Source organism: Sphingopyxis sp. LARHCG72 (assembly GCF_052871675.1).
Map to the genome: position 1 here is coordinate 95,148 of NZ_JBIXJU010000002.1, position 22,419 is coordinate 117,566.

Consider the following 22,419-nt stretch of genomic DNA (forward strand, 5'->3'; position numbering starts at 1 on the left):
AACTGCGATCGCCGTTAACGCTTTGTTGACCATAAGTCGCAACTTTGGGCCCCGAGGTCTCCATGTGGGGTGGAGGCAAAAGGGGGTTATCATGGCGAACAGTCTGAAGTCTGCCCAATATCTGATCGAGAGCCGTCTGCTCGACGCCGCCCGCGGCGACGCCAATGCCTATTTCGATCTCGGTATCGCTTTTTCGACCGGCACCGGCGGGGTCGATGTCGACCTGATCCAGGCGCACAAATGGTTCAACCTTGCCGCGCTCGGCGGCAATATCGAAGGCCAGCAGTGCCGCGCCGACCTGTCGGACGAAATGTCACGCGATGAAATCGCCGAAGCGCAGCGCCAGGCGCGCGCCTGGCTCGACGAGACGGCGCGCCGTCCCGCCGCGCGCCGCTTCGCGGCCTAATCCGTCCGCTTGAAGGGCGTATGCCCTTCCAGCCATTCCATTTCACTTTCTTCGGCGCGGCGTTCCTGTTCGAGATAATCGGCGACCGCACGGCGAAAACCCGGATCGGCGATGAAGTGCGCCGACCAGGTTGCGACGGGGCCATAGCCGCGCGCGAGCTTGTGCCCGCCCTGCGCGCCCGCCTCGACGCGGGCGAGACCGCGTTCAATCGCGATGTCGATCGCGCGGTAATAGCATAATTCGAAATGCAGATAGGGGATCTCGACGAGGCATCCCCAGTAACGGCCATACAGCGTATCGGCGCCGAGGAAATGCAGCGCCCCCGCCACCGGCCGCTCTTCCGCATCATAGGCGATGAGCAGGATGATCCGCTCCGCCATCCGCGCGCCCATCAGGCCGAAGGCTTCGCGTGTGAGATAGGGATGCCCCCATTTGCGCGCGCCCGTGTCCTGATAGAAGAGCCACATCGCGTCCCAATGTTCGGGATGGATCGCGTCGCCCGTCAGCTCCTCGATGCGCAGGCCCTCGACGGCGCGCTGCCGTTCCTTGCGAAGCTGCTTGCGCTTTTGCGAGTTCAGCGTGCCAAGGAAGTCGTCGAAGCTCGCATAACCGCTATTCGCGAAATGAAACTGGATGTCGCGGCGGACAAGCCACCCCGCTTCCTCGAACAGCGGCATCTGGTCGGGGGCGACGAAGGTTGCGTGCGCCGACGACAACTGATTCTGCCGCACCACCGCCTCGGCGGCGCGAAGCAACAACAGCGCGTCGGCCTTGTCCCGCGCCAGCAGCCGCGGCCCCGGCACGGGGGTGAAGGGCGCCGCGATCTGCAGCTTCGGATAATAGTCGCCGCCCGCGCGCGCCCAGGCGTCGGCCCAAGCGTGGTCGAACACATATTCGCCCTGGCTGTGCGACTTGAGATAGGCGGGGGCGGCGGCGACCAGCGCACCCGCCGCATCCTCGACGAGCAAGGGGGCCGCCTGCCAGCCGGTGCCCGCCCCGACGCTGCCCGATTCTTCGAGCAGCGTCAGGAAGGCGTGACCGACGAAGGGATTGCCGCCGTCGTGGAGCGCATCCCACGCCGCCGCGTCGATCGCGGCGACGCCGGTTCCGAGCGAGATCGTTCGGGCGGGCGGGTCGGCTTCGGCCACCGGATTCCTTAGGCGGGCTTCACCGCGACGATCGCGTCGGCCTCGACCGCGGCGCCAAGCGGTAGCACCGCGACGCCGACCGCGGCACGCGCGTGGCGGCCGGCATCGCCGAACAGCGTCTCGAACAGGTCCGACGCGCCGTTGGCGACCTTCGCCTGATCGGTGAAATCGGGGGTGCTGTTCACGAACACGCCGAGCTTGACGATCCGTTCGACACGCGACCAGTCGCCGCCGAGCGCCTGCCCGATCTGCGCAACGAGCATCAGCGCGACGCGCTGCGCGGCATCCTGCCCGCCCGCGACATCGACATCGTCGCCGAGGCGGCCGGTCACGACCTGTCCGTCGCGGAACGGCAGCTGACCGCTGACATGGAGCAGGCCGCCATGTTCGACGACGGGGACATAGGCAGCGACCGGCGCGGCGGGCTTGGGGAGTTCGAGGCCGAGGGTGGCGAGCTTGGCGGCGATATCCATGCTTATGTCCTTGTCTTAAACCGGCTCGGGGGCCGGGGCGGGGATGTTTTCGGCGAGGCGCGCGAGGATCCAGTCGCGCGCCGCCGTCCAGTCGTCGATGCGCGCGTGGGCATATTTCGCCGGTGCGATCTTGTCGGCGATCGCTGGCTCGCCGACGAGGTGGAGCCGCCACACGTCGGGCGCGACCTCCGCCACCGACTGGTGGTGACCCGCAAGGTCGTCGATGAACACCGCGACCGAAGGCTTATACTCCTCGATCAGGCGCCGCACCGGTTCGCCCTTGCCGCCGCGGCTGCCGATAACCGGCGCATGGAAATCGTGCAGCGCAAGCTGGTCAACGCGGCGCTGCTGATGTTCGGGGCCGACGTTGGTCAGCACGACGATATCGGCCTCGGCGCCAATCGCCGCCATCGCGGCGAGCGCTCCGGGGATCGGATATTGCCGCGTCATTTCCCGGCGGAAAAAACCGTCGAGCAGGGGCCACACCTCGGCTGCCTCGAGCGGCGTGCCGCATTCCTTGCGCTTCAGCGCGTTCGCGAAGCTCGCATCCTCGATGCGAAAGATCACGCCATGTTCGGCGTCGACCCATTCGGCGAAGGGAACGACCATGTGCATCAGCACCTCGTCGCAATCGGTGATGACGAGCGGGCGGTTCATGCAGTGGTTCCTTCGAGTCTTTGGGCAGCAGCCGCAAGGCTGGCAGGCGGCACCTGCAACGCATCGGCGCAGGCGACAAGGTCATTTTCGTGGCCCGTGAGAAAAGACAGGATCGCCGCGAGCGTCGCGCGCTCGCCGAGCGAAGCGCGCAGTTCGTCGGGCGCGAGCCCGGTCAGCCCGAGCAGCCGCTCGGCGCGCGGTTCGTCGCTCAAGATCCAGCCGAGCGCATGCAGCGCCAGCGCCTCGTCACCCTCATGCAAAACCGGTTATCCCTTCGTCGCGATGCAATTGTGTCGTGCCGCCGATTCGCCTAAACGGGCCGCGGACGCAAGGTGGGGAACACAAGCAACATGGGCAAGACCATCCTGGTCGTCGAGGATAATGAGCTTAACCTCCGCCTGTTCTGTGACCTGCTCAACGCTCACGGCTATAGCGCGCACCCGGTGCGCGACGGGCGCGACGCGCTCGCGAAGGCGCGCGAAATCGCGCCCGACCTGATCATCATGGATATCCAGCTGCCGCATGTCAGCGGGCTCGAACTGATCGGCCAGATGAAGGCCGACCTGACCTTGCGCGCGGTGCCGATCATGGCGGTCACCGCTTATGCGGGGAAGGGCGACGAGGAACAGATCCGCGCCGCCGGGGCCGAGGCCTATGTGTCAAAGCCGATTTCGGTGATCAAGTTCATCGAAAGCGTCGGCGCGTTCGCCTGACGGGATCGACGAGAGCCATCCCCGGCCAGCGCCGGGGACAGTGACGGCCGCGGGTCAGGCCGCGCAGCCGCCCCGATCGTTCCGGAGTGTAGCGTCCGACGTCGCCGGGCGCTTCCACGGCGCGGCATAATGGATCGCCACCGCGGCGGCGGAGGCCTCTGCCACGATATTCCAGAGGCGGCTGATCGGGTTCGATTCGCGATGCTGGGTCATTTTCAGTCTCCTCGACGCAGACGGCGGGGAGGGGAGCGGGCCGGAGGCCATGCCGCTGCGTCACCTGTCTTTTACGCGCGAGACGATGGCGATTGTCGCCCAAATTGGCCGTGCGTGCGACCAATTTTAGCGCTATAGACCTATATATGCGAAAAATGATCGATCTCGACGATTTCGACCGGCGGCTGCTCGAACTGGTGCGCGCAAACAATCTGGAGCCCGCGCGCGTGCTGGCGGAAAAGGTCGGGCTGTCGCTGTCGGCGGTGCTCCGCCGGTTGCGGCGGCTGCGCGCCGAAAAGGTGATCGTCGCCGATATCGCGGTGGTCAATCCGGCGCTGACCGGATCGGCGCTGACGATGCACGTGCTCGTGCAGATGCAACAGGCGGGTCCGCAGACGATGGACAGCTTCGCCCGCGACATCGTCCGCCACCCCGAAATCACCGGCGCGTGGGACGTCACCGGCGACGATGATTTCCTGCTCAAGGTCCAGGTCGGGTCGATGGAGGAATATGACGTCTTCACGCGCCGCGCGCTCGGTGAAGACAAGGGCGTCCATTCGTTCAAGACGCTGATCACGATCCGCAACATCATCGAGAATGACGTCGCGCGGCGCCCGCTGCGCGACCGGTAGCGGACCGCCCACTCAGTCGCGCACGAAAAAGGGCGGCACGCGGCCGCCCTCTGGATCCCCGCTTCTGCGGGAATGACGCATTTTCAAACCGCGCGGCGTCGCCGCACGGGAAAAGGCATCACTTGATCTTGGATTCCTTGAACTCGACGTGCTTGCGGACACGCGGGTCATATTTCCGCACCGACATCTTTTCGGTCATCGTGCGCGGGTTCTTTTTCGTGACATAGAAAAAGCCCGTGTCGGCGGTGCTCACCAGCTTGATCTTGACGGTCGTCGGCTTGGCCATGGCCCTGTTCCTCGAAGTAACTGCACATCCGCCGGAGGTCCGGTGGATGCGGCGGGACTAGGGCCCCGACGTTGGTGTGAAAAACATGAAAGGGCCGCGCGACGCCGCGCCGCCCTCCAATATCCGGGCGCCTTTGGCGGGATTCGGCCTTTCTGTCAAGCGAAAGGAACGGGCGGGCGGCAATATCGGCCGCCCGCCCGGGAGGGGTCTCCTCACGCCGTCAGGCGTTCTTGATCTCGAAGCGTACCGTCATCACCTTCCAGCTTTCCTCGGCCACCCCGCCGCGCGTCGCGGGCTTGAAGCGCCATTTGGCGAGCGCGCGGCGCTTCGTCTCCTCGAAAAAGCCGGGGCTGTCGGTGCTGACCAGCTCGACCGCCTTCACGCGCCCGTCGGTGCCGATGAGCACGCGGACCTTCGCCACCCCCTCGACCTCGCGGCGCTGTTCGCTCGCCGGATAGTCGGGCTGGAACGCACCCGCGAAGCGCGGATCGAGCTCGGCGAACACCAGCTTGGGAAGCGGCGGCGGATCGGCCGGCCGGGCCGGCGGCCCCGGGTCGATCGGCGGCAGGTCGATGATGACCGGCCCCTTCTCCACAAAATCATTGGTGAGCGGGGTCGTCTTGACAAGCGGATCGACACTATCCGTAGCGGACGAAGCCTTTGGCGTCGGCTTGGCATCCTCGACCACGTCGGGCGGCGGGGGCGGCTTGGGCAGTTCGATGATCGTGCCGATCAGCGGGGTCGTCCGCGGCTTGGACTCCATGACCATCGGCGACAGCGCCACTGCGACAACGAGCGCGACGGGCAATCCCACCGCAAGCAGCGCCGCGACCGGGCGGTGGCGGTTGCCGGTACCATAGCTGTTGCGCGGCAACGGCACCGAAGCCCCGGCGGGCGCCGTCGTCGCTTCGGGGGCGGCCATGATGGCCGAAATCAAAGGTATCAGGGTCATGGCATCTCTCCTTGCCTTGATGACCCGGCCCCGCGGCGTTCTGACCGTCATCATCGGCCAGGTCAGAGTGACGTGATATTATAACATCACTTATCTTGTCAAGCGGATCGGTAGGCAAGTTTTGCCTCGATTGCCACGGCAGGGATTCAGGCGGCGGACAGCCGCGCGATCGCCTCGTCCTTCGCGATCAGCGGCAACAGTTCGCCCATGTCGGGACCATGGTCGCGCCCCGTGAGCGCGCGGCGCAGCGGCAGGAAGAGCGCGCGGCCCTTCGCACCCGTCGCCTCCTTCACCGCGCCGGTCAGCGCATGCCAGGGATCGGCGCTCCAGTCGACGCCGGGCGCCGCGGCGGCGGCGGCGGCGATCACTGCCCGGTCGGCTGGATCGGCGGGCGGCGGCACGAACGGGCCGTCGAACACCGCAACCCAGTCGGCCGCCTCGGCGACCGTCATCAGATTCGGGCGAATCGCGTGCCAGCGCGCCGCGGTGATCGCGGCGGGCAGCCGGTCCGCGATCGCTTGATGGTCGGTGTGGTGCAAGATCTTCTGATTGAGCAGCGCCAGCTCGGCCTCGTCGAAGCGCGCGGGGGCGCGGCCGAAACGGGCGAAGTCGATGCCTTCGACCAGCGGCGCGAGCGAGGTCACCGGTTCGACCGGATCGCTCGTCCCCAGCCGCGCGAGCAAGGCGGCGAGCGCAATCGGCTCGATCCCCGCCTCGCGCAGGCTCGCCATACCGAGCGAGCCCAATCGCTTCGACAATTTCCCTTCGGTCCCCACGAGCAGCGCCTCGTGCGCAAAAGCCGGCGGCGCGGCGCCGAGCGCGTCGAACATCTGGAGCTGCGCCGCGGTGTTCGACACATGATCCTCGCCGCGCACGACATGCGTAATTCCCATCGCAATATCGTCGATCACGCTGGGGAGCAGGTAGAGCCAGCTGCCGTCCGCGCGCCGCACCACCGGGTCGGACATGGTTTTCGGCTCAAAATGCTGTGGCCCACGAACCATATCGATCCACTCGATCGGCGCGTCATGGTCGAGGCGAAAACGCCAGTGCGGCGCAACACCCTCGGGCACCGGCGCATCGGCGGGCTTGCGTTCGTAAACGGGCGGAAGCCCGCGCGAGAGCAGTACCTTACGGCGGATATCGAGTTCTTCGGGGGTTTCATAACAGGCGTAGACGCGCCCCGCCGCCTTGAGCTTCTCAAATTCGGCTTCGTAGAGCGCGAAGCGCGCCGACTGCCGTTCCTCGCCGTCGATATCGAATCCCAGCCAGCCAAGGTCGGCGCGAATCGCCTCGACATATTCCTCTTTCGAGCGTTCGAGATCGGTGTCGTCGATGCGGAGCAGGAAGCGTCCGCCATGCTTGCGCGCCCACAGCCAGTTGTGCAGCGCGGTGCGGACATTGCCGACATGCAGGGTGCCGGTCGGCGAGGGGGCGAAGCGGGTTACGACGGTCATGCGCGGCGCCTATAACCGCATAATGACCCGCCGTCAGTTGTCTTCCTCGATCTTGCGGTTCTGGACGATGTGCGCTGCCCAGCGCAGCGCCATGCCGATCACCGACAGGATGGCGCCTGCGACGATCACCCACACCCACAGCCTGTCCTCGCCGGGCGCCGGCCAGGCGGCCCACGCCAGCAACGCCACGCTGACGATCGACAGCGCATAACCGATCCCGGTAAGCCAGTTCGCCACGCCCTCAGCCTTGCCCGCGCCGCGGCGGCCAATAGGCCCAGGCAATCGCGAGCAGCGCGACGATCAGCAGAACGCTATATTCCATGCCGTTGCGCCCGCCGCCGACGACGAACCAGCCCGCGGGCAGGTGGACGAGGATCAGGCCGAGCGTGAGGATGCCCGCATGGCCGAGCGCGGCAAGGCTGGTCCAGCGGCGCGCCAGCATCAAGAGCGGGCCGACCAGTTCGTACAGCGTCACCGCCATCGCCCAGCCATAGCCGAAGGGAAAGCCAAGGCTGTCCAGCCATGTTCCGAAGGGTGCGACGAGCCCAGCCGCGAGCCGATAGACACCATGGATGAGGATAAGGATCGCGACGGTGATACGCAGCGCCTCGAACGCCACTGCGGCGCGCGGCGCCGGGGCCGCGGGTCCGATCAAAGCCATATGCCTCCCCTTCTCCTACCCCGTCCGGAACCCGTGGGTGATCGGATAACGCCGGTCGCGCCCGAAGTTGCGGGTCGACAATTTGACTCCCGGCGGCGCCTGGCGGCGCTTATATTCGGCGAGCATCAGCAAGCGCTCGATTCGCGCCACCGCGTCGCGGTCGAAGCCGTAACGTGCGACGACATCGTCGACACTCGCTTCCTCCTCGACGAGCATGTGGAGCATGCGGTCGAGATCGGCGTAGGGCGGCAGGCTGTCCTCGTCCTTCTGGTCGGGGCGCAGCTCGGCGCTCGGCGGCTTGGTGACGATATTGGCGGGCATCACCGGGGTCACCGGGTTGCGCGACAGGCGCGGGACATGTCCGTTGCGCCACGCGGCGAGCGCGAACACCGTCATCTTGTACGCGTCCTTCAGCGGATTGTAGCCACCCGCCATGTCGCCATAGATCGTCGCATAACCGACGCTCATCTCGCTCTTGTTGCCCGTCGTCAGCAGCATCGGACCGAATTTGTTGCTGAGCGCCATCAGCGTGACTCCGCGGATGCGCGACTGGACATTCTCTTCGGTCGTGTCGACGTCGCGGTCGGCGAAGCTTCCCGCCAACATCGTATCGAACGCGTCGACCGCCGCAGCGATCGGGATCGTATCAAGCCGGCACCCGATCATTTCGGCGCAGCCCGCAGCATCGTCGAGGCTTTCCTGGCTGGTGAAGCGGCTCGGCAACATCACGCACCACACCTTGTCGGGGCCCAGCGCGTCGGCGGCGATCGCGGCGCAGATCGCCGAATCGATCCCGCCCGACAGCCCGAGCACGACGCCGGGGAAGCGGTTGCGCTCGACATAGTCGCGCAAGGACAGGATCATCGCGCTGTAGATGTCGGCGGGATGCGCTTCCCATTCGGCAATCGCGCCGGGCGCGCACGTCCAGCCGGCGGCGCCCTTCGCCCAGTGCGTCACGCGTTCCTCGGGCTCCCAGTCGGTCAGCCGGTGCGCGGTGGTCCCGTCGCCGTTGAGCACGAACGAGCAGCCGTCGAACACGATTTCGTCCTGCCCGCCGATACGGTTGAGGAAGATGACCGGCAGCGCGGTTTCGGCGACGCGGCTCGCAAACACCTGCGTCAACCGCCGCTCGTCCTTGTCGATCTCATACGGACTGCCGTTGACCGAAATCAGCAGCTCGGCGCCCTGCCCCGCCAGATGCCGGCAAACCTTCGGCAGCCACCCGTCCTCGCAGATCGGCAGGCCCAGCTTTACCCCGCGCCATTCGACGATATCGGGGAGCGGGCCGGGGACGAAGACGCGCTTCTCGTCGAAGGTTCCGTAATTCGGCAGTTCATGCTTCCGGCGCGTCGCGACGACATGCCCGCCATCGAGCAAGGCGACGATGTTGTAGAGCACGTCATTGCCATATTCGTCCTTGGCGCGCTCGACCGATCCGACGAGCATCGCCGGGCCGCCGTCGGCGGTCTCCGCAGCCAGCTCCGCGAGCATCGCCGCGGCGCGTTCCGCCAGCGCGGGCTTCAGCACCAGATCTTCGGGCGGATAGCCGATCAGCTGAAACTCGGGATAGAGGATCAGGTCGGCACCCGGATGCCGCGCGCGCACCGCGCGCATCGCGGCGGCGTTGGCGGCAAGGTCGCCGACGACCTGCGTCATCTGCGAAAGGACGATCGAGAGCTTTTGGGTCATGCGGGCGATTTAGGCGCAACCGCCCTGCGCATTCAACCGAAGAGAAGCCCCCACAGCGTGCGCCCGGGCGCCATTGCGAAAAACCCGGCGGCGATCAGCCCGAAAAACACGCCGCGCATGATCTTCATGTGGCGCTCGACCTGCCCCGTCTTCGCGAACCAGATCGCGCGCGGCAACTGGACGATCGTCACCACCGAAAAGATATGGATCGGGCCGACGCCGCCGGTGATCGTGCGGATCCAGAAGCTGTCGATCGCGGTAACGATCATCAGCAGGACCCAGATTCTGCCGCCGATCCGGTGCGCGGCGTCGCCTTTGCGCGGACGCCAGAGCAGCCAGGCGCCGAGCGGCAGCGCGGGGACGACTGTCCCCAGATGGATCCAGATCGCCCACGCCGGCGTGCGATAATCCGACCCGCCGCCGAACGAGCGGACAAGGACCGCCAGGATGATGGCGGCCAGGACGAGCAGGGCGATCAGCCCGGCGCGGCGAAGAGGGGCAGTGCGGGTCGGTGCGGCGGTCATGGCGAAATCCTGTCGGTTGCAAGTCATGACCCATCCCTGCCCGCCCGCCGTTCGCCGGCAATCCGTCCTTCGCAAAAGCGGCGGATTTCTTCGTCGAACCGGCCCCTCGGCCAATTGACGCTTCGTGAAATGGCACGCAAAAGGCGCGGCATGGCAAAGCGGCTGTCGATCGAAATATTGGTGATGGTGGCGCTTGGCCTGCTGGTCGGCCTGCTCGGGCCGTTCGGCACCTTCGCCGCCCCGCCCGCGCAGCGGATGCTCAGCTGGGTGCTCTGGCTGCTCGCGGGCTACGCGCTGTTCCGCCCCACCAACCTCGTCGCCGGCTGGCTATGCGAAGCCACCGGGCTGCCGCACGCCGCGGGAAGGCTGCTCGCGCTCGTCGTTGCCAGCATGCCGCTGACCTTGATCGTCACGATGATGGTGACGGGTCTGCGCTTCGCCGATGCTTTACGCTGGCCGGGCTTCTGGACGATGTATCTCTATATAGGCGTCATCGCGGTCGTCGCGTCGATCGTGATGACCGCGACCTTTGGCCGCCGCGACCAAAAGCCCGCAACGCCCGCGCCCATGGCGCCCGAACCTCAGCCCACGCCTTCCCGGCCAGCGCTGCCCCTGCCACCCGGCTTCGGCCCCGTGCGCGCCCTGAAGGGCGAGGATCATTATGTCCGCGTCATCGGCGAAGCCCGCGAGGAATTGATCCTGATGCGGATGCGCGACGCGATCGAGCGGCTCGACAATGCCGACGGCCTGCGCGTCCATCGCAGCTGGTGGGTGGCGAAAGACGCGGTCGCCTCGGTGCGCCGTGACGGCCGCACCGCCATCCTCACGCTCCGCTCGGGCCATGAAGCGCCCGTCGCGCGCGACATGATGCCGCAGCTGCGCGCGGCAGGATGGCTTTAACCCCTTCCCCTATCCGCCCACGCTGGCTAAGGGGGCGCGCAATCCCACCCCGCGCGAAAGGGCCTTGCACGCCATGAAACTCATCTCCGGCAACAGCAACCTGCCGCTGGCCCGTGCGATCGCGGACTATCTGGAACTGCCGCTGACCGACACCAGCGTGCGCCGCTTCGCCGACGAAGAGGTCTTCGTCGAAATCCATGAGAATGTCCGCGGCCAGGATGTCTTCGTCGTCCAGCCGACGAATTTCCCCGCGAACGACAATCTGATGGAGCTGCTGATCATCAACGACGCGCTGCGCCGCGCCTCGGCGAAGCGCATCACCGCGGTCGTCCCCTATTTCGGTTACGCCCGCCAGGACCGGAAGCCCGGCCCACGCACCCCGATCTCGGCGAAGCTCGTCGCCAACCTGATCACCACCTCGGGCGCCGACCGCGTCCTCGCGATTGACCTCCACGCCGGGCAGATCCAGGGCTTCTTCGATATCCCGACCGACAATCTCTACGCCGCGCCGGTGATGAGCGCCGATATCCAGGCGCGCTTCGCGGGCAAGAATCTGATGGTCGTGTCGCCCGACGTCGGCGGCGTGGTCCGCGCGCGCGCGCTCGCCAAACGCCTCGACAACGCCCCGCTGGCGATCGTCGACAAGCGCCGCGAACGCGCCGGCGAATCGGAAGTGATGAACATCATCGGCGACGTGAAGGGCCGCTTCTGCATCCTGATCGACGATATCGTCGATTCGGCGGGCACGCTGTGCAACGCCGCCGCCGCGCTCAAGGCCGCGGGCGCCGAGGGCGTCGTCGCCTATTGCACCCATGGCGTGCTGTCGGGCGGCGCGGTCGCGCGCGTCGACGCGAGCGAACTCACCGAACTCGTCATCACCGATTCGATCCAGCCGACCGACGCCGTGAACGACAGCAGCAAGGTCCGCGCGCTCACCGTCGCGCCGCTGCTCGGCGAAGCGATCAAGCGCATCGCCGACGAATCGAGCGTCTCCTCGCTGTTCGACTAAGCCCCGCGCCCAATCGACACATTGCCTTGGCGCCGCTTTGCGCCCAGTCTCGGCGCAGGCGAGGCTTGGAGACGCGGCGGGGGCGATGCACGACAATGGCGAATGCGGTTGCCTGAACGGAATCCCCAGCGCCGGCGACGGATCGTCCGGCGCATGATCGGGTCGCTGATCTTCCTGACCGGAAGCTTCGCGTTGCTCGCCCTCGCGCTGTGGGCGGCGTTCCCGCTCCCTTCGCTCGACGGCCGGCGCGCCAGCGCCGCGCTCGACGGACGGGACACCCCGATCGCCGCGGCGATCGCACCGGTCGCGGCGCGGCACCCGGGGATGAGCGGCATCTACCTCCTCCCCGACGCGCTCGACGCCTTTGCCGCGCGGGTCGAGATGATCCGCGCCGCCCAGCGGTCGGTCGACCTGCAATATTATATCTGGAACGACGACCTGTCGGGGCGCATCCTGCTCGCCGAACTCGTGCGCGCCGCCGACCGCGGCGTGCGCGTCCGCCTGCTCATCGACGACAATACCACCGCGGGGCTCGACCCGATGCTGGCGGGCGCCAACGCGCATCCCGGCATCGAAGTGCGCCTGTTCAACCCGCTGACCCTGCGGCGCGTCCGCGCGGCCAATTATCTCTTCGCCTTTCCGCGCCTCAACCGGCGCATGCACAACAAATCGCTGACCATCGACGGCGCGGTGACGATCGTCGGCGGGCGCAACGTCGGCGACGAATATTTCGGCGCCGAACAGGACGGCCTGTTCATCGACATGGACGCGCTGGCGATCGGCGCGGTGCTGCCCGCCGTATCGGCGCAGTTCGACCGATATTGGAACAGCCGCTCGGCCTATCCCGCCGAATTGCTGATCGCCGCCGATCGCGCGAAGCCGATGGCGATGCTGCGCGATCCGCCCGAATCGAACAGCGCGCGCGGGCAGCAATATCGCGAAGCGATCGCGGCGACCGCCTTCATCCGCGATGCGATGGCGCAAACGCTCAACTGGCAATGGACCGACGTCCAGCTGTTCAGCGACGATCCGGCGAAGGCGCTGGGCGCCGAGCCGCCCGAATCGCTGCTCATCAACCGGCTGAAACCGGTGATCGCCGATGCCCGGAACAGCTTCGACCTCGTGTCGGGATATTTCGTTCCGGCGAAATCGGGCACCAGCCTGCTGACCGGCCTCGCGCGGCGCGGGGTCGACACGCTTGTCGTGACCAACAGTTTCGCGGTGACCGACGTGCCGCTGGTGCACGCGGGCTATGTCAAGAAGCGCCAACCCCTGCTCGCAGCGGGAGTCCATCTGTTCGAAGTGCGCCCGGGGCCGAAAGGGCACCCGGAGGAGACCGCGCATAACGCGACCCGCTTCAGCGGCGGCGGCGAAAGCCTGCACGCCAAGACCTTTGTCATCGACCGGCGAAAGCTGTTTGTCGGCTCGTTCAACTTCGACCCGCGCTCCGCCGAACTCAATTGCGAGATGGGCTTCCTGATCGACAGCCCCTATCTCTCGGGCCTCGTCGCCGACGGACTACGCGAACGCCTCCCCGATCACAGCTATGCCGTCACCCTGTCGCCAAAGGGCAAGCTGCAATGGGACGATACAGCCGACGGAAGGCAGGGCGTCCTCACCGTCGAACCCGGAACCACCGCGTGGAACCGCACCACCGTGTGGCTCCTCTCGCACCTGCCGATCGACTGGCTCCTCTAGCCTCGCGTCGGCAGGCGTGGCATTGGCCCATCCACTATCCCTGCATTGGAGCCCCCATGCGCGCCGAAGACATCGCCCTCGCCAACCGCCTTGCCGACGCCGCCGGCGCCGCCATTCGCCCGCTGTTCCGTTCCGCCTATCAGCACGAAGCCAAGGACGATGCCTCCCCCGTGACCGAGGCCGATCGCGCCGCCGAAGCCGCGATGCGCCGCCTGCTCGATGCCGAAGCGCCGCGCGACGGCATTATCGGCGAGGAATATGGCGCCGAACGCCCCGAGGCTTCGCGCCAATGGGTGCTCGACCCGATCGACGGCACCGTCAGCTTCATGGCCGGCCGGCCGATCTTCGGCACCCTGATCGCGCTGCTCCAGGACGGCTGGCCCGTGCTCGGCATCATCGACCAGCCGATCGCCGGCGAACGCTGGGTCGGCGCGCTTGGGCAACCGACGCTGTTCAACGGCAAGCCCGCGCGCACGCGCCCCTGCCGCAGCCTCGCCGACGCGGTGCTCGCGACGACCGGGCCGCAATATTTCAGCGACCATGACGGCGAGCATTTCATGGCGCTGGCGGCGAAAACCTCGCACAAGCGGATGGTCTTCGGCGGCGATTGCTACAATTACGGCCTGCTCGCCAGCGGGCACATCGACCTCGTCGTCGAAGCGGGGCTGAAGCTGCACGACTTCGCCGCGCTCGCACCGATCGTCGAGGGCGCGGGCGGGACGATGTGCGACTGGAACGGCGACCCGCTGAGCGCCGAGAGCGAAGGCCATGTCATCGCGCTCGGCGACCCCGCACGGCTCGAAGATGTGATCGAAGGGCTCGCCTGCCACCATTGAACGGAGAGGAACGGACATGGCTTTTGAAGGAAGCTGCCACTGCGGCGCGGTGACCTACATCGTCGAGGGCGAGATTCCCGATACGGCGATGAGCTGCAACTGCTCGCACTGCCGGCGCAAGGGCTTTCTGCTCGCTTTTGTCCCGATTGACCAGTTCCGCCTGACGAGCGGCGCCGACAAGCTCAAGTCATACCAGTTCAACAAGCATAATATCGACCATCAATTTTGCACCGACTGCGGTTGTCAGGGCTTTTCTGTTGGGACAGGCCCGTCAGGCGAGAAGATGGCGGCGGTGAATTTGCGCTGCGTCCCCGACGCCGACCTTGATGCGCTAACAATCCATCAGGTCGACGGCGCCAGCTTTTAGGAAATTTTACAGTATCTTCGCTTTACACCAGCGTTAATACTGCTACCGGCACCCCCGACGCGAAGATAGCGTCCACTATATTGGGGGGAATAAATGAAAAAATTGATTTTGGCTGCGACTTGCGCGGTCGGCTTTGCTTCGCCCGCGCTCGCGCAGGAAGACGGCGAGAGCAATGCCAAGGCGGGCCTTCGCGTCGAAGCGCGCGCCATCTATGAAACGCCGACCGTCAGCGACATCGATGACGAAGATGATGACGTCTACAAGCTCGGCAGCGCGGTGGCGTTCGGCGGCGAAGTCGGTTTCGATATCGCGGTCAGCTCGTCGGTCGTCGTCGGCCCCTATCTCACCTTCGAAAAATCATCGGTCAAAGCCAGCGATGGCGCCGACTATCTGAAGGTGAAGGACAATCTCGCCGCCGGCCTGCACATCGGTTATGCCGTCGGCAGCAAGGGCCAGATTTACGGCAAGCTCGGCTATGCCAAGCTGCGCCTCGAAGCACAGGTCGGCGCGCTGCGCGCGACCGAAAGCGGTTCGGGCGTCCAGGGCGCGATCGGTTATGAGCATGGTTTTGGCGACAAATTCTATGTCCGCGCCGAAGCCGGCTATGGCGACAATGGCCGCATCGGCGGAATCAAATTCCAGCGCCGCCACATCGGGGTCGGAATGGGCGTTCGTTTCTGAACCCGGCACCCCTCGTTATGCGCAAGAACGGGGGCCCGGCGACGGGTCCCCGTTTCTTGTGATACCCCGCCGCGCTTGCATTCCTGAGCGAATCCGTCTAGGCGCGCGCCTTCCGATTGTGTCGGCTGGCTGAAAGGGCTGCCAGGCCGATACGCAAACGGACTTCCAAAGGAGACCAAAATGCCCAAGTTGAAGACCAAGAGCGGTGTGAAGAAACGCTTCAAATTCACCGCCTCGGGCAAGGTGAAGCACGGCGTCGCCGGCAAGCGCCACCGCCTGATTTCGCACAATTCGAAATATATCCGCACCAACCGCGGCACCAGCGTGCTCAGCGATTCGGATGTGGCCCATGTGCGCCTCTGGGCGCCCTACGGCCTGAAGTAAGGAGCGCTAAGGCATGTCACGCATCAAACGCGGCGTCACCACGCGCGCCAAGCACAAACGCGTATTGGAACAGGCGAAGGGCTATTATGGCCGTCGCAAGAACACCATTCGTGTCGCCAAGCAGGCGGTCGAAAAGGCCGGCCAATACGCCTATCGCGACCGTAAGGTTAAGAAGCGGTCGTTCCGCGGTCTGTGGATCCAGCGCATCAACGCTGCGGTTCGCGCCGAAGGCCTGACCTATTCGCAGTTCATGCACGGCGTGAAGCTGGCCGGGATCGAGCTCGACCGGAAGGTCATGGCCGACCTCGCGATGAACGAAGGTGGCGTGTTCACCGCGATCATCGCACAGGCGAAGGCAGCGCTGCCCAAGGCAGCCTGACGCTTTTTCAGCCAAGCGAACGAAACAAGGGCGGTCCCGTCGGGGCCGCCCTTTTTCTTTGGGACTTCGCGCTTCTTTACTGCGTGCTGTTGCACGCCTGTCCGCTGACGACCGTATATCGCTCGGCCCGTGCCATGCAGGCATTGCTGAACGTCTTGCGCTTGCCACGCTTCACCGCGCAGACCGGCGCATATTCCTGCGTGCAGGCCATCGGCCTTTCGGGGCGCGGACGTTCCGGACGCGGCATGTCTTCCACACATCCGGTTGTGAGGAAGACCGTGACAAAACCAATAGCCGATAGTGCAGAAAGTTTCATGGCAACTCCCCTTCGACCCGGCCCCTGCCGGGTTTCGCGATGGTGATCCCCGATCCGGCTGGTTGCAAGCCCCCCGTCGATCGCCCAGACACGGGCCAATGCCGCGAAAGCGCTGAAAAGGAAGAGGCGGCGCCGGGCTCTCGCCCTGCACCGCCCCGACAATGGTTCCAGTGGAAACCATCGCCCCCCGTCCGATCCGAATAGCCGTGGGTCGCAGAAAGCTGACGGCCGGAACGAAGCTCGGAAAATCAGTCGTTTATTTCAGGTCCCCGCCAAGCCCCATCCCCTGGCGTCACGCCGCGATTCTCTTCGCACGCCCCTTTCGAAGCGGACCACGCAACTATGCCGCAGCCGATGCGAGTAAAATTGTAAGAACCCGACAAATATCGGCACCGGGACATTGTTTTTCATGCACTTCGGTGGCTAAAATGGGACAGCATGCCGCACAGCGACGCATCTCCCCACCTTCCGGCCAGCGCGCGCGTCGCGACGCGCTTCTTCCCCCTGTCGCCGGCACTGCGCCCCTATCTCAGCACGATCTACCTCACCGAGGTCGCAGTTCCCGGCGGTGCGCGCGTCGAGGACCATCTGCACCCCGAATGGGCGAATATGCGGTTTATCGAGGGCGAGGCCCCGCTCGCGGCGGTCGGCGGCCGCCCGGCCGATCCCGCCCCGCGCTTCGTCGTGACCGGCCCGACCAGCCACGCGACCTACTTCGCGGCGGGCAACATGCGCCTCTGGGGCATCGGCGTCCTCCCGATGGGCTGGGCCAAATTCCTCTCCCTGCCCGCCGACGAGCTGGCCGACAGGTCGTGCGACGGCGACGCGCACCCGGCCTTCGCGTCTTTCGCGCCGCTCGCCGCCGCGCTGCGGCAGGTCAATGACGTCGACGCTGCCGTCGCGCTGATCGATGCCCATTTCTGCGCGCTTCTCCCCCATGCGCCGCCCGACGATCCGGCTATCCTCGCCGCGCACCGGGCGCTGGTCGACGACGAGCTGTCGAGCGTTGCCGACCTCTCGGCCAAGCTCGCGCTGTCCGAACGCTCGATCGAACGGCTCAGCCACCGCGCCTTCGGCTTCTCGCCCAAGCTGCTCCTGCGCCGCCAGCGCTTCCTGCGTTCGCTCGGCCGGTTCATGCTCGACCCGTCGATGGCGTGGATCGACACGATGGATCATCATTATTACGATCAGGCGCAGTTCACCCGCGATTTCCAGCGTTTCATGGGGATGAGCCCGCGCGACTATGCCGCGCGCCCCAAGCCGATCCTGGGCGCCGCCGCAGTGGCGCGCGCCGCCGCCGCAGGGGCCGCGGTCCAGGGGCTGCACCAGCCCGGAGGATAACCGCCGCATAGCCCGGTTTTCCGCCGCCCGTCGCACCGCAAGACTTGACCCGCGCCGCGCCTTCGGTGCAAGCGGCTGGCAACGGACGCGCGGACAGCCGCCTGACCCACATGACGCACGAAACACAAGGCCGGCAGCGACGGCGCCGCCGGAACAGGACGAACGACGATGAGCGATATCGAGGCCATCCAGGCCCAGCTGGTGAGCGAGATTGAAGCAGCGGCCGACGCGGGCGCGGTCGAGGCGCTGCGCGTCGCCGCGCTCGGCAAGGCGGGCAGCATCACCGCGCTGCTCAAGACGCTGGGCGGCATGACCCCCGAGGAACGGCAGGCGCAGGGTCCGCGGATCCACGCGCTGCGCGAAACGGTCACCGCCGCGCTCGGCGCGCGCAAGGCCGCGCTCGACGCCGCCGAACTCGACGTCAAACTCGCCGCCGAAACGATCGACATGTCGCTGCCCGCCGAGGCGGCGCCGCGCGGCAGCGTCCACCCGGTCAGCCAGGTGATGGACGAGCTCGCCGAAATCTTCGCCGACATGGGCTTTGCCGTCGCGACGGGTCCCGAGATCGAGGACGACTGGCGCAACTTCACCGCGCTCAACATTCCCGAAACGCACCCCGCGCGCGCGATGCACGACACCTTCTACTTCCCGCCGCAGATGAACGACGCCGAAGGGCGCGCGATGCTGCTGCGCACGCACACCTCGCCGGTGCAGATCCGCACGATGATGTCGCAGGAACCCCCGATCCGCATCATCGCGCCCGGCCGCGTCTATCGCAGCGACAGCGACGCGACGCACACGCCGATGTTCCACCAGGTCGAGGGGCTGGTGATCGATCGCGGCATCCATATGGGCCACCTCAAATGGACGCTCGAAACCTTCCTCAAGGCCTATTTCGAACGCGACGACATCGTGCTGCGCCTGCGTCCCTCCTATTTCCCCTTCACCGAACCCTCGGCCGAGGTCGACGTCGGCTACAAACAGGAAAAGGGCCGCCGGATCGTCGGCGGCAATGGCGACGACGAAGGCCATGCCTGGATGGAACTCCTGGGCAGCGGCATGGTCAACCGCCGCGTCATCGCCAATTGCGGGCTCGACCCCGACGAGTGGCAGGGCTTTGCATTCGGGGTCGGCGTCGACCGGCTCGCGATGCTGAAATATGGCATGGATGACCTCCGCGCCTTCTTCGACGGCGATCTACGCTGGCTGTCGCATTATGGATTCAACGCGCTGTCGGTACCGACGCTGAGCGGAGGAGTCTCGGCATGAAGATCACCCTCGACTGGCTCCGCGAACATCTGGATGGCGACTATTCGGTCGCCGATGTCGTCGCGACGCTCAACCGCATCGGTCACGAGGTCGAAGGCGTCGAGAATCCGGCGGAGAAACTTGCCGGCTTCCGCGTCGCCAAGGTGCTGACCGCCGAGAAACATCCGCAAGCCGACAAGCTGCAAGTGCTGACCGTCGACACCGGCGACGGCGGTACGCCGCTGACCGTCGTGTGCGGCGCGCCCAATGCGCGCGCGGGCCTCGTCGGCGTGCTCGGCCTGCCCGGCGCGGTCGTGCCGGCGAACGGCATGGAACTGAAGGTCGCCGCAGTACGCGGGGTCGAATCGAACGGCATGATGTGCTCGACGCGCGAGCTCGAACTCGGCGACGATCATGACGGGATCATCGAATTGCCCGCCAACGCCCCGGTCGGCACGCCCTTCGCCGACTACAGCGGCGCGGGCGATCCGGTAATCGACATTTCGATCACCCCGAACCGGCAGGACTGCATGGGGGTGCGCGGGATTGCGCGCGACCTCGCCGCCGCGGGGCTCGGCACGCTGAAGCCGCTCGACGTCCCGACGATCGCGGGCGAAGGCGCGCCCACGACCGAAATCCGGACCGACGATCCCGAGGGCTGCCCCGCCTTTTTCGGCCGCACGATCGGCGGCGTCACCAACGGTACCGCCCCTGAATGGATGCGCCGGCGCCTCGAAGCGGTCGGGCAGCGCTCGATCTCGGCGCTTGTCGACATCAGCAATTATGTGATGTTCGATCTGGGTCGCCCGAGCCACATCTATGACCGCGCCACGCTGACCGGTGCGCTCGTCGCGCGGCGCGCCAGGAATGGCGAAACCGCGGTCGCGCTCAACGGCAAGGAATACAGCCTCACCGATACAATGACCGTGCTCGCCGACGACAGCGGCGTCCATGATATCGCCGGCATCATGGGCGGCGAGCATAGCGGGTGCAGCGAGACAACGACCGACGTGCTGCTCGAAATCGCCTATTTCACCCCCGAACGTATCGCGCTCACCGGACAGGCGCTTGCGCTGACCAGCGACGCGCGTAGCCGCTTCGAACGTGGGGTCGACCCGGCCTTCCTCGATGATGCGACCGCGATCGTCACCGCGCATGTCCTCGCGATCTGCGGCGGCACGCCGTCGGCTGTTACGCGCGCGGGCGCGCCGCCGGCCGAGGTTAAGACGGTCGATTACGACCCGTCGCTTTCCGCGACGCTCGGCGGCATCGCGATCGCGCCCGAACGGCAGAAGGAGATTCTGACTGCGCTCGGTTTTTCGGTAATCGAGCAAGGCGACCGCTGGCACGTCGCCGTGCCGAGCTGGCGCCGCGATATCGACGCCGCTCCCGACATCGTCGAGGAAGTCACGCGTATCACCGGCTTCGACGCCGTCGCATCGGTCCCGCTGCCGCGCACCGACGGCGTCGCGAAACCGACAGCAACCGGCGAGCAGCTCACCGAACGCCGCCTGCGCCGCGCCGCGGCCGCCGCCGGGTTCGACGAAGCGGTGACATGGTCGTTTATCAGCGAAAGCGATGCCGCGCCCTTCGGCGGCGGCACCTGGAGCCTCGCCAACCCAATCAGCGAAGACCTCAAGGTCATGCGCCCGTCGCTGCTCCCCGGCCTGCTCGCAGCGGCGCAGCGTAACCAGAACCGCGGCGCCGACAGCATCCGCCTGTTCGAGATCGGACGGCGTTACTTGTCGGATGCCGAGCATCCGACGCTCGCCATCCTGATGGCGGGCGACAAGCGCGCGCGCGGCTGGCAGGCGGGCAAGGCCGCGCCGTTCGACGCGTTCGACGCCAAGGCGGCGGCGCTTGCCCTGCTCGAAGCCGCTGGCGCGCCCGCCGAGCGCTTGCAGGTGATGGAAGCGGTCACGACCGGCAGCATCTGGCACCCCGGCCAGTCGGCAACCCTGCGCCTCGGCCCCAAGGCGGTGCTCGCCGAGTTCGGCGCGCTCCACCCGCTGCTCACGCGCGCCTTCGACGTCGACGGCCCGGTGATGGCGGTGCAGATTTTCCTCGATGCAATCCCGGCAAAGCGCGCAAGCGGACCCGCCCGCGCAGCTTTCACCCCGCCCGCGCTGCAATCCGTGCGCCGCGACTTCGCCTTCCTCGCGCCGACAAACCTGACCGCCGCCGAACTGGTGCGCGCGATCCGCGGCGCCGACAAGGCGAGCATCACGGGCGCGCGGCTGTTCGACCGCTTCGCAGGCACGGGCGTCCCCGAGGGCCAGGTCAGCCTCGCGGTCGAGGTCGAGTTGCAGCCGCTGGAGAAAAGTTTCACCGATGCCGATCTGAAAGCGATCGCCGACAAGGTGGTCGCCGCCGCGGCGAAGGTCGGAGCGATGCTGCGCGGCTGATGCCTCGGCGAGGAATGAAAGGGAGAGCTTCGCCATGGACACCCGCCACCTCGTCGACCGCGAGATCGCGCCGATCATCGATCTGTTTCCCCGCGTCGATCTAGACGCGGCGCCCATCGCCCAAATTCGTGCCAGGGCAGCAGAGACCTATTCAATCCTGCCGCCGCCGGTGATCGCGCCCGAAAAACTGGTCGTGCCGTCGATTCATGGCGGGCCCGACATCATGGTCTTCCTCTATCGCCCGGCCACAACGCATCCGGATGGTGGCGCGATCCTCCACATCCACGGGGGCGGCATGGTGATGGGATCGGTCGAGCAGATGCAGGCCGGCCCCGCCGCGCTGGCTGCGACGGCCGGGGTCCCGGTCGCGTCGGTCGAATATCGCCTCGCGCCCGAAAACCCTTTCCCCGCGCCGCAAGAGGATTGCCATTCGGCGCTGAGCTGGCTCGCGGAACGGGCCGGTGTGTTCGGCTTCGACGCGAACCGGATCGTGGTTGCGGGCGAGAGCGCTGGCGGCGGGCTCGCCGCCGCGCTTACGATCATGGCGCGCGACCTCGGCGGACCGGCGATTGCGGGACAGCTTCTCACCTATCCGATGCTCGACCACCGCACCGGGAGCGATGTCTGCCCGTACAACAATCCGACGACCGGCGAATTTATCTGGACGCGCGCGAGCAACCGTTTCGGCTGGGCGGCGCTGCAAGGCGACTACAAGGCCGCCGACGCGCGGCGCGGCTGGTTCTCGCCGAGCCTTGCCGAGGATCTGACCGGTCTGCCTCCCGCCTATATCGCTACCGGCAGCCTCGACCTCTTCTTCGACGAGAATCTCGATTATGCGCGCCGCCTCGTCGCAGCGGGGGTACCGGTCGACCTGCACAGCTATGCCGGCGCGATTCATGCATTCAACGCAATCCCCGACGCCGCGCTGTCGCAACGTTTCAATAGCGGGCTGCTCGCCGCAGCTGCGGTGATGGCGGGCCCGGCGAGCCGCTGAAGACAAGCGTCCCCGGCGATATGGTTTTGGCGGAATATTGCCCTATATCG

Annotated in this window: 28 protein-coding genes; 15 read left to right on the forward strand and 13 right to left on the reverse strand. The window is 66.5% G+C overall.

Features of this window, described 5'->3' with window-relative positions:
* Positions 1-91 precede the first annotated feature (91 nt).
* Positions 92-406 carry a sel1 repeat family protein gene (locus ACIPPQ_RS05530; protein WP_037515851.1) on the forward strand — a complete coding sequence of 105 codons (315 nt, stop codon included), beginning with the start codon at positions 92-94 and terminating at the stop codon, positions 404-406.
* On the opposite strand, the gene ACIPPQ_RS05535 is transcribed toward ACIPPQ_RS05530, so the two are convergent.
* The 4 genes from ACIPPQ_RS05535 to ACIPPQ_RS05550 are packed head-to-tail and all read right to left on the reverse strand — an operon-like array spanning position 403 to position 2,944.
* Positions 403-1,554, reverse strand: coding sequence for a GNAT family N-acetyltransferase (locus tag ACIPPQ_RS05535; protein WP_446543194.1), 1,152 nt, complete (start codon positions 1,552-1,554; stop codon positions 403-405). The genes ACIPPQ_RS05530 and ACIPPQ_RS05535 overlap by 4 nt on opposite strands.
* Before the next feature lie 8 nt (positions 1,555-1,562).
* Positions 1,563-2,027: a RidA family protein gene (locus ACIPPQ_RS05540; RefSeq protein WP_446543195.1), complete on the reverse strand. Its 465-nt coding sequence runs from the start codon at positions 2,025-2,027 to the stop codon at positions 1,563-1,565.
* Between the two features lie 15 nt (positions 2,028-2,042).
* Entirely contained in the window at positions 2,043-2,684 is a 642-nt protein-coding gene (locus tag ACIPPQ_RS05545) for an HAD family hydrolase (RefSeq protein WP_446543196.1), read from the reverse strand.
* Positions 2,681-2,944, reverse strand: a complete 264-nt coding sequence (locus ACIPPQ_RS05550) for a DUF3572 domain-containing protein (protein ID WP_446543197.1) — start codon at positions 2,942-2,944, stop codon at positions 2,681-2,683. The genes ACIPPQ_RS05545 and ACIPPQ_RS05550 overlap by 4 nt, the downstream gene beginning before the upstream one ends.
* Before the next feature lie 90 nt (positions 2,945-3,034).
* Between ACIPPQ_RS05550 and ACIPPQ_RS05555 the strand changes: the two genes are divergently transcribed.
* Entirely contained in the window at positions 3,035-3,397 is a 363-nt protein-coding gene (locus ACIPPQ_RS05555; protein ID WP_327456534.1) for a response regulator, read from the forward strand.
* 54 nt (positions 3,398-3,451) lie between these two features.
* On the opposite strand, the gene ACIPPQ_RS05560 is transcribed toward ACIPPQ_RS05555, so the two are convergent.
* Positions 3,452-3,610 carry a hypothetical protein gene (locus ACIPPQ_RS05560; protein WP_446543198.1) on the reverse strand — a complete coding sequence of 53 codons (159 nt, stop codon included), beginning with the start codon at positions 3,608-3,610 and terminating at the stop codon, positions 3,452-3,454.
* A 146-nt stretch (positions 3,611-3,756) separates the two neighbouring features.
* Here ACIPPQ_RS05560 and ACIPPQ_RS05565 point away from each other — a divergent pair, with 146 nt between their 5' ends.
* Positions 3,757-4,242, forward strand: a complete 486-nt coding sequence (locus tag ACIPPQ_RS05565; RefSeq protein ID WP_446543199.1) for an Lrp/AsnC family transcriptional regulator — start codon at positions 3,757-3,759, stop codon at positions 4,240-4,242.
* Positions 4,243-4,360: 118 nt separating this feature from the next.
* On the opposite strand, the gene rpmG is transcribed toward ACIPPQ_RS05565, so the two are convergent.
* From rpmG to ACIPPQ_RS05600, 7 genes are all read right to left on the reverse strand, one after another.
* The gene (rpmG, locus tag ACIPPQ_RS05570; protein WP_058818055.1) at positions 4,361-4,528 is read right to left on the reverse strand and encodes a 50S ribosomal protein L33; all 168 of its coding nucleotides are present in this window, start codon (positions 4,526-4,528) and stop codon (positions 4,361-4,363) included.
* Between the two features lie 220 nt (positions 4,529-4,748).
* A complete protein-coding gene (locus ACIPPQ_RS05575; protein ID WP_446543200.1) occupies positions 4,749-5,480 on the reverse strand; it encodes an energy transducer TonB in 732 nt (243 codons plus the stop codon).
* A 146-nt stretch (positions 5,481-5,626) separates the two neighbouring features.
* On the reverse strand, positions 5,627-6,937 hold the full coding sequence (locus ACIPPQ_RS05580) for a glutamate--tRNA ligase (protein ID WP_446543201.1): 1,311 nt from the start codon (positions 6,935-6,937) through the stop codon (positions 5,627-5,629).
* Between the two features lie 33 nt (positions 6,938-6,970).
* Positions 6,971-7,174: a hypothetical protein gene (locus ACIPPQ_RS05585; RefSeq protein WP_446543202.1), complete on the reverse strand. Its 204-nt coding sequence runs from the start codon at positions 7,172-7,174 to the stop codon at positions 6,971-6,973.
* Positions 7,175-7,178: 4 nt separating this feature from the next.
* The gene (locus tag ACIPPQ_RS05590; RefSeq protein WP_446543203.1) at positions 7,179-7,598 is read right to left on the reverse strand and encodes a DoxX family protein; all 420 of its coding nucleotides are present in this window, start codon (positions 7,596-7,598) and stop codon (positions 7,179-7,181) included.
* A 15-nt stretch (positions 7,599-7,613) separates the two neighbouring features.
* Complete coding sequence (locus ACIPPQ_RS05595) at positions 7,614-9,287, reverse strand: NAD+ synthase (RefSeq protein ID WP_446543204.1); 1,674 nt, start codon at positions 9,285-9,287, stop codon at positions 7,614-7,616.
* Positions 9,288-9,319: 32 nt separating this feature from the next.
* Positions 9,320-9,811, reverse strand: a complete 492-nt coding sequence (locus tag ACIPPQ_RS05600; RefSeq protein WP_446543205.1) for a DUF2306 domain-containing protein — start codon at positions 9,809-9,811, stop codon at positions 9,320-9,322.
* Positions 9,812-9,961: 150 nt separating this feature from the next.
* Between ACIPPQ_RS05600 and ACIPPQ_RS05605 the strand changes: the two genes are divergently transcribed.
* The 8 genes from ACIPPQ_RS05605 to rplT all read left to right on the forward strand — a co-directional run bounded on the left by ACIPPQ_RS05605 (position 9,962) and on the right by rplT (position 16,065).
* A complete protein-coding gene (locus ACIPPQ_RS05605; protein ID WP_446543206.1) occupies positions 9,962-10,711 on the forward strand; it encodes a LytTR family DNA-binding domain-containing protein in 750 nt (249 codons plus the stop codon).
* A gap of 73 nt (positions 10,712-10,784) precedes the next feature.
* Entirely contained in the window at positions 10,785-11,720 is a 936-nt protein-coding gene (locus ACIPPQ_RS05610; protein WP_037515690.1) for a ribose-phosphate pyrophosphokinase, read from the forward strand.
* 153 nt (positions 11,721-11,873) lie between these two features.
* A complete protein-coding gene (locus ACIPPQ_RS05615; protein WP_446543207.1) occupies positions 11,874-13,418 on the forward strand; it encodes a phospholipase D family protein in 1,545 nt (514 codons plus the stop codon).
* A gap of 56 nt (positions 13,419-13,474) precedes the next feature.
* Positions 13,475-14,254 (forward strand): histidinol-phosphatase, encoded by a 780-nt coding sequence (hisN, locus tag ACIPPQ_RS05620; protein WP_446543208.1) that lies wholly within the window; start codon positions 13,475-13,477, stop codon positions 14,252-14,254.
* Between the two features lie 16 nt (positions 14,255-14,270).
* Positions 14,271-14,621: a GFA family protein gene (locus tag ACIPPQ_RS05625; RefSeq protein WP_446543209.1), complete on the forward strand. Its 351-nt coding sequence runs from the start codon at positions 14,271-14,273 to the stop codon at positions 14,619-14,621.
* A gap of 93 nt (positions 14,622-14,714) precedes the next feature.
* Entirely contained in the window at positions 14,715-15,302 is a 588-nt protein-coding gene (locus ACIPPQ_RS05630) for an outer membrane beta-barrel protein (RefSeq protein ID WP_446543210.1), read from the forward strand.
* A 180-nt stretch (positions 15,303-15,482) separates the two neighbouring features.
* On the forward strand, positions 15,483-15,686 hold the full coding sequence (rpmI, locus tag ACIPPQ_RS05635; RefSeq protein WP_106000796.1) for a 50S ribosomal protein L35: 204 nt from the start codon (positions 15,483-15,485) through the stop codon (positions 15,684-15,686).
* Positions 15,687-15,699: 13 nt separating this feature from the next.
* A complete protein-coding gene (rplT, locus tag ACIPPQ_RS05640; RefSeq protein WP_093509889.1) occupies positions 15,700-16,065 on the forward strand; it encodes a 50S ribosomal protein L20 in 366 nt (121 codons plus the stop codon).
* 76 nt (positions 16,066-16,141) lie between these two features.
* On the opposite strand, the gene ACIPPQ_RS05645 is transcribed toward rplT, so the two are convergent.
* Positions 16,142-16,381: a hypothetical protein gene (locus tag ACIPPQ_RS05645; protein WP_327456573.1), complete on the reverse strand. Its 240-nt coding sequence runs from the start codon at positions 16,379-16,381 to the stop codon at positions 16,142-16,144.
* Between the two features lie 438 nt (positions 16,382-16,819).
* On the opposite strand from ACIPPQ_RS05645, the gene ACIPPQ_RS05650 reads away from it, so the two are divergent.
* From ACIPPQ_RS05650 to ACIPPQ_RS05665, 4 genes are all read left to right on the forward strand, one after another.
* Positions 16,820-17,722: a helix-turn-helix domain-containing protein gene (locus tag ACIPPQ_RS05650; protein ID WP_446543211.1), complete on the forward strand. Its 903-nt coding sequence runs from the start codon at positions 16,820-16,822 to the stop codon at positions 17,720-17,722.
* Between the two features lie 168 nt (positions 17,723-17,890).
* Positions 17,891-18,991, forward strand: coding sequence for a phenylalanine--tRNA ligase subunit alpha (pheS, locus tag ACIPPQ_RS05655; RefSeq protein ID WP_446543212.1), 1,101 nt, complete (start codon positions 17,891-17,893; stop codon positions 18,989-18,991).
* The gene (gene pheT / locus ACIPPQ_RS05660) at positions 18,988-21,375 is read left to right on the forward strand and encodes a phenylalanine--tRNA ligase subunit beta (RefSeq protein ID WP_446543213.1); all 2,388 of its coding nucleotides are present in this window, start codon (positions 18,988-18,990) and stop codon (positions 21,373-21,375) included. The genes pheS and pheT overlap by 4 nt, the downstream gene beginning before the upstream one ends.
* Positions 21,376-21,409: 34 nt before the next feature.
* Entirely contained in the window at positions 21,410-22,369 is a 960-nt protein-coding gene (locus ACIPPQ_RS05665; RefSeq protein ID WP_446543214.1) for an alpha/beta hydrolase, read from the forward strand.
* The last annotated feature ends 50 nt before the right edge of the window (positions 22,370-22,419 follow it).

What these genes read in the sequence shown, in the direction of transcription:
- ACIPPQ_RS05650 (WP_446543211.1), top strand. Translation starts at nt 16,820, where the DNA reads ATGCCGCACAGCGACGCATCTCCCCACCTTCCGGCCAGCGCGCGCGTC.
- ACIPPQ_RS05530 (WP_037515851.1), top strand. Translation starts at nt 92, where the DNA reads ATGGCGAACAGTCTGAAGTCTGCCCAATATCTGATCGAGAGCCGTCTG.
- rpmG (WP_058818055.1), bottom strand. Translation starts at nt 4,528, where the DNA reads ATGGCCAAGCCGACGACCGTCAAGATCAAGCTGGTGAGCACCGCCGAC.
- ACIPPQ_RS05615 (WP_446543207.1), top strand. Translation starts at nt 11,874, where the DNA reads ATGATCGGGTCGCTGATCTTCCTGACCGGAAGCTTCGCGTTGCTCGCC.
- ACIPPQ_RS05590 (WP_446543203.1), bottom strand. Translation starts at nt 7,598, where the DNA reads ATGGCTTTGATCGGACCCGCGGCCCCGGCGCCGCGCGCCGCAGTGGCG.
- ACIPPQ_RS05665 (WP_446543214.1), top strand. Translation starts at nt 21,410, where the DNA reads ATGGACACCCGCCACCTCGTCGACCGCGAGATCGCGCCGATCATCGAT.
- ACIPPQ_RS05565 (WP_446543199.1), top strand. Translation starts at nt 3,757, where the DNA reads ATGCGAAAAATGATCGATCTCGACGATTTCGACCGGCGGCTGCTCGAA.
- ACIPPQ_RS05595 (WP_446543204.1), bottom strand. Translation starts at nt 9,287, where the DNA reads ATGACCCAAAAGCTCTCGATCGTCCTTTCGCAGATGACGCAGGTCGTC.
- ACIPPQ_RS05645 (WP_327456573.1), bottom strand. Translation starts at nt 16,381, where the DNA reads ATGAAACTTTCTGCACTATCGGCTATTGGTTTTGTCACGGTCTTCCTC.
- rplT (WP_093509889.1), top strand. Translation starts at nt 15,700, where the DNA reads ATGTCACGCATCAAACGCGGCGTCACCACGCGCGCCAAGCACAAACGC.
- ACIPPQ_RS05580 (WP_446543201.1), bottom strand. Translation starts at nt 6,937, where the DNA reads ATGACCGTCGTAACCCGCTTCGCCCCCTCGCCGACCGGCACCCTGCAT.
- ACIPPQ_RS05560 (WP_446543198.1), bottom strand. Translation starts at nt 3,610, where the DNA reads ATGACCCAGCATCGCGAATCGAACCCGATCAGCCGCCTCTGGAATATC.
- rpmI (WP_106000796.1), top strand. Translation starts at nt 15,483, where the DNA reads ATGCCCAAGTTGAAGACCAAGAGCGGTGTGAAGAAACGCTTCAAATTC.
- pheT (WP_446543213.1), top strand. Translation starts at nt 18,988, where the DNA reads ATGAAGATCACCCTCGACTGGCTCCGCGAACATCTGGATGGCGACTAT.
- pheS (WP_446543212.1), top strand. Translation starts at nt 17,891, where the DNA reads ATGAGCGATATCGAGGCCATCCAGGCCCAGCTGGTGAGCGAGATTGAA.
- ACIPPQ_RS05610 (WP_037515690.1), top strand. Translation starts at nt 10,785, where the DNA reads ATGAAACTCATCTCCGGCAACAGCAACCTGCCGCTGGCCCGTGCGATC.
- ACIPPQ_RS05545 (WP_446543196.1), bottom strand. Translation starts at nt 2,684, where the DNA reads ATGAACCGCCCGCTCGTCATCACCGATTGCGACGAGGTGCTGATGCAC.
- ACIPPQ_RS05555 (WP_327456534.1), top strand. Translation starts at nt 3,035, where the DNA reads ATGGGCAAGACCATCCTGGTCGTCGAGGATAATGAGCTTAACCTCCGC.
- ACIPPQ_RS05605 (WP_446543206.1), top strand. Translation starts at nt 9,962, where the DNA reads ATGGCAAAGCGGCTGTCGATCGAAATATTGGTGATGGTGGCGCTTGGC.
- ACIPPQ_RS05630 (WP_446543210.1), top strand. Translation starts at nt 14,715, where the DNA reads ATGAAAAAATTGATTTTGGCTGCGACTTGCGCGGTCGGCTTTGCTTCG.
- ACIPPQ_RS05600 (WP_446543205.1), bottom strand. Translation starts at nt 9,811, where the DNA reads ATGACCGCCGCACCGACCCGCACTGCCCCTCTTCGCCGCGCCGGGCTG.
- ACIPPQ_RS05575 (WP_446543200.1), bottom strand. Translation starts at nt 5,480, where the DNA reads ATGACCCTGATACCTTTGATTTCGGCCATCATGGCCGCCCCCGAAGCG.
- hisN (WP_446543208.1), top strand. Translation starts at nt 13,475, where the DNA reads ATGCGCGCCGAAGACATCGCCCTCGCCAACCGCCTTGCCGACGCCGCC.
- ACIPPQ_RS05625 (WP_446543209.1), top strand. Translation starts at nt 14,271, where the DNA reads ATGGCTTTTGAAGGAAGCTGCCACTGCGGCGCGGTGACCTACATCGTC.
- ACIPPQ_RS05540 (WP_446543195.1), bottom strand. Translation starts at nt 2,027, where the DNA reads ATGGATATCGCCGCCAAGCTCGCCACCCTCGGCCTCGAACTCCCCAAG.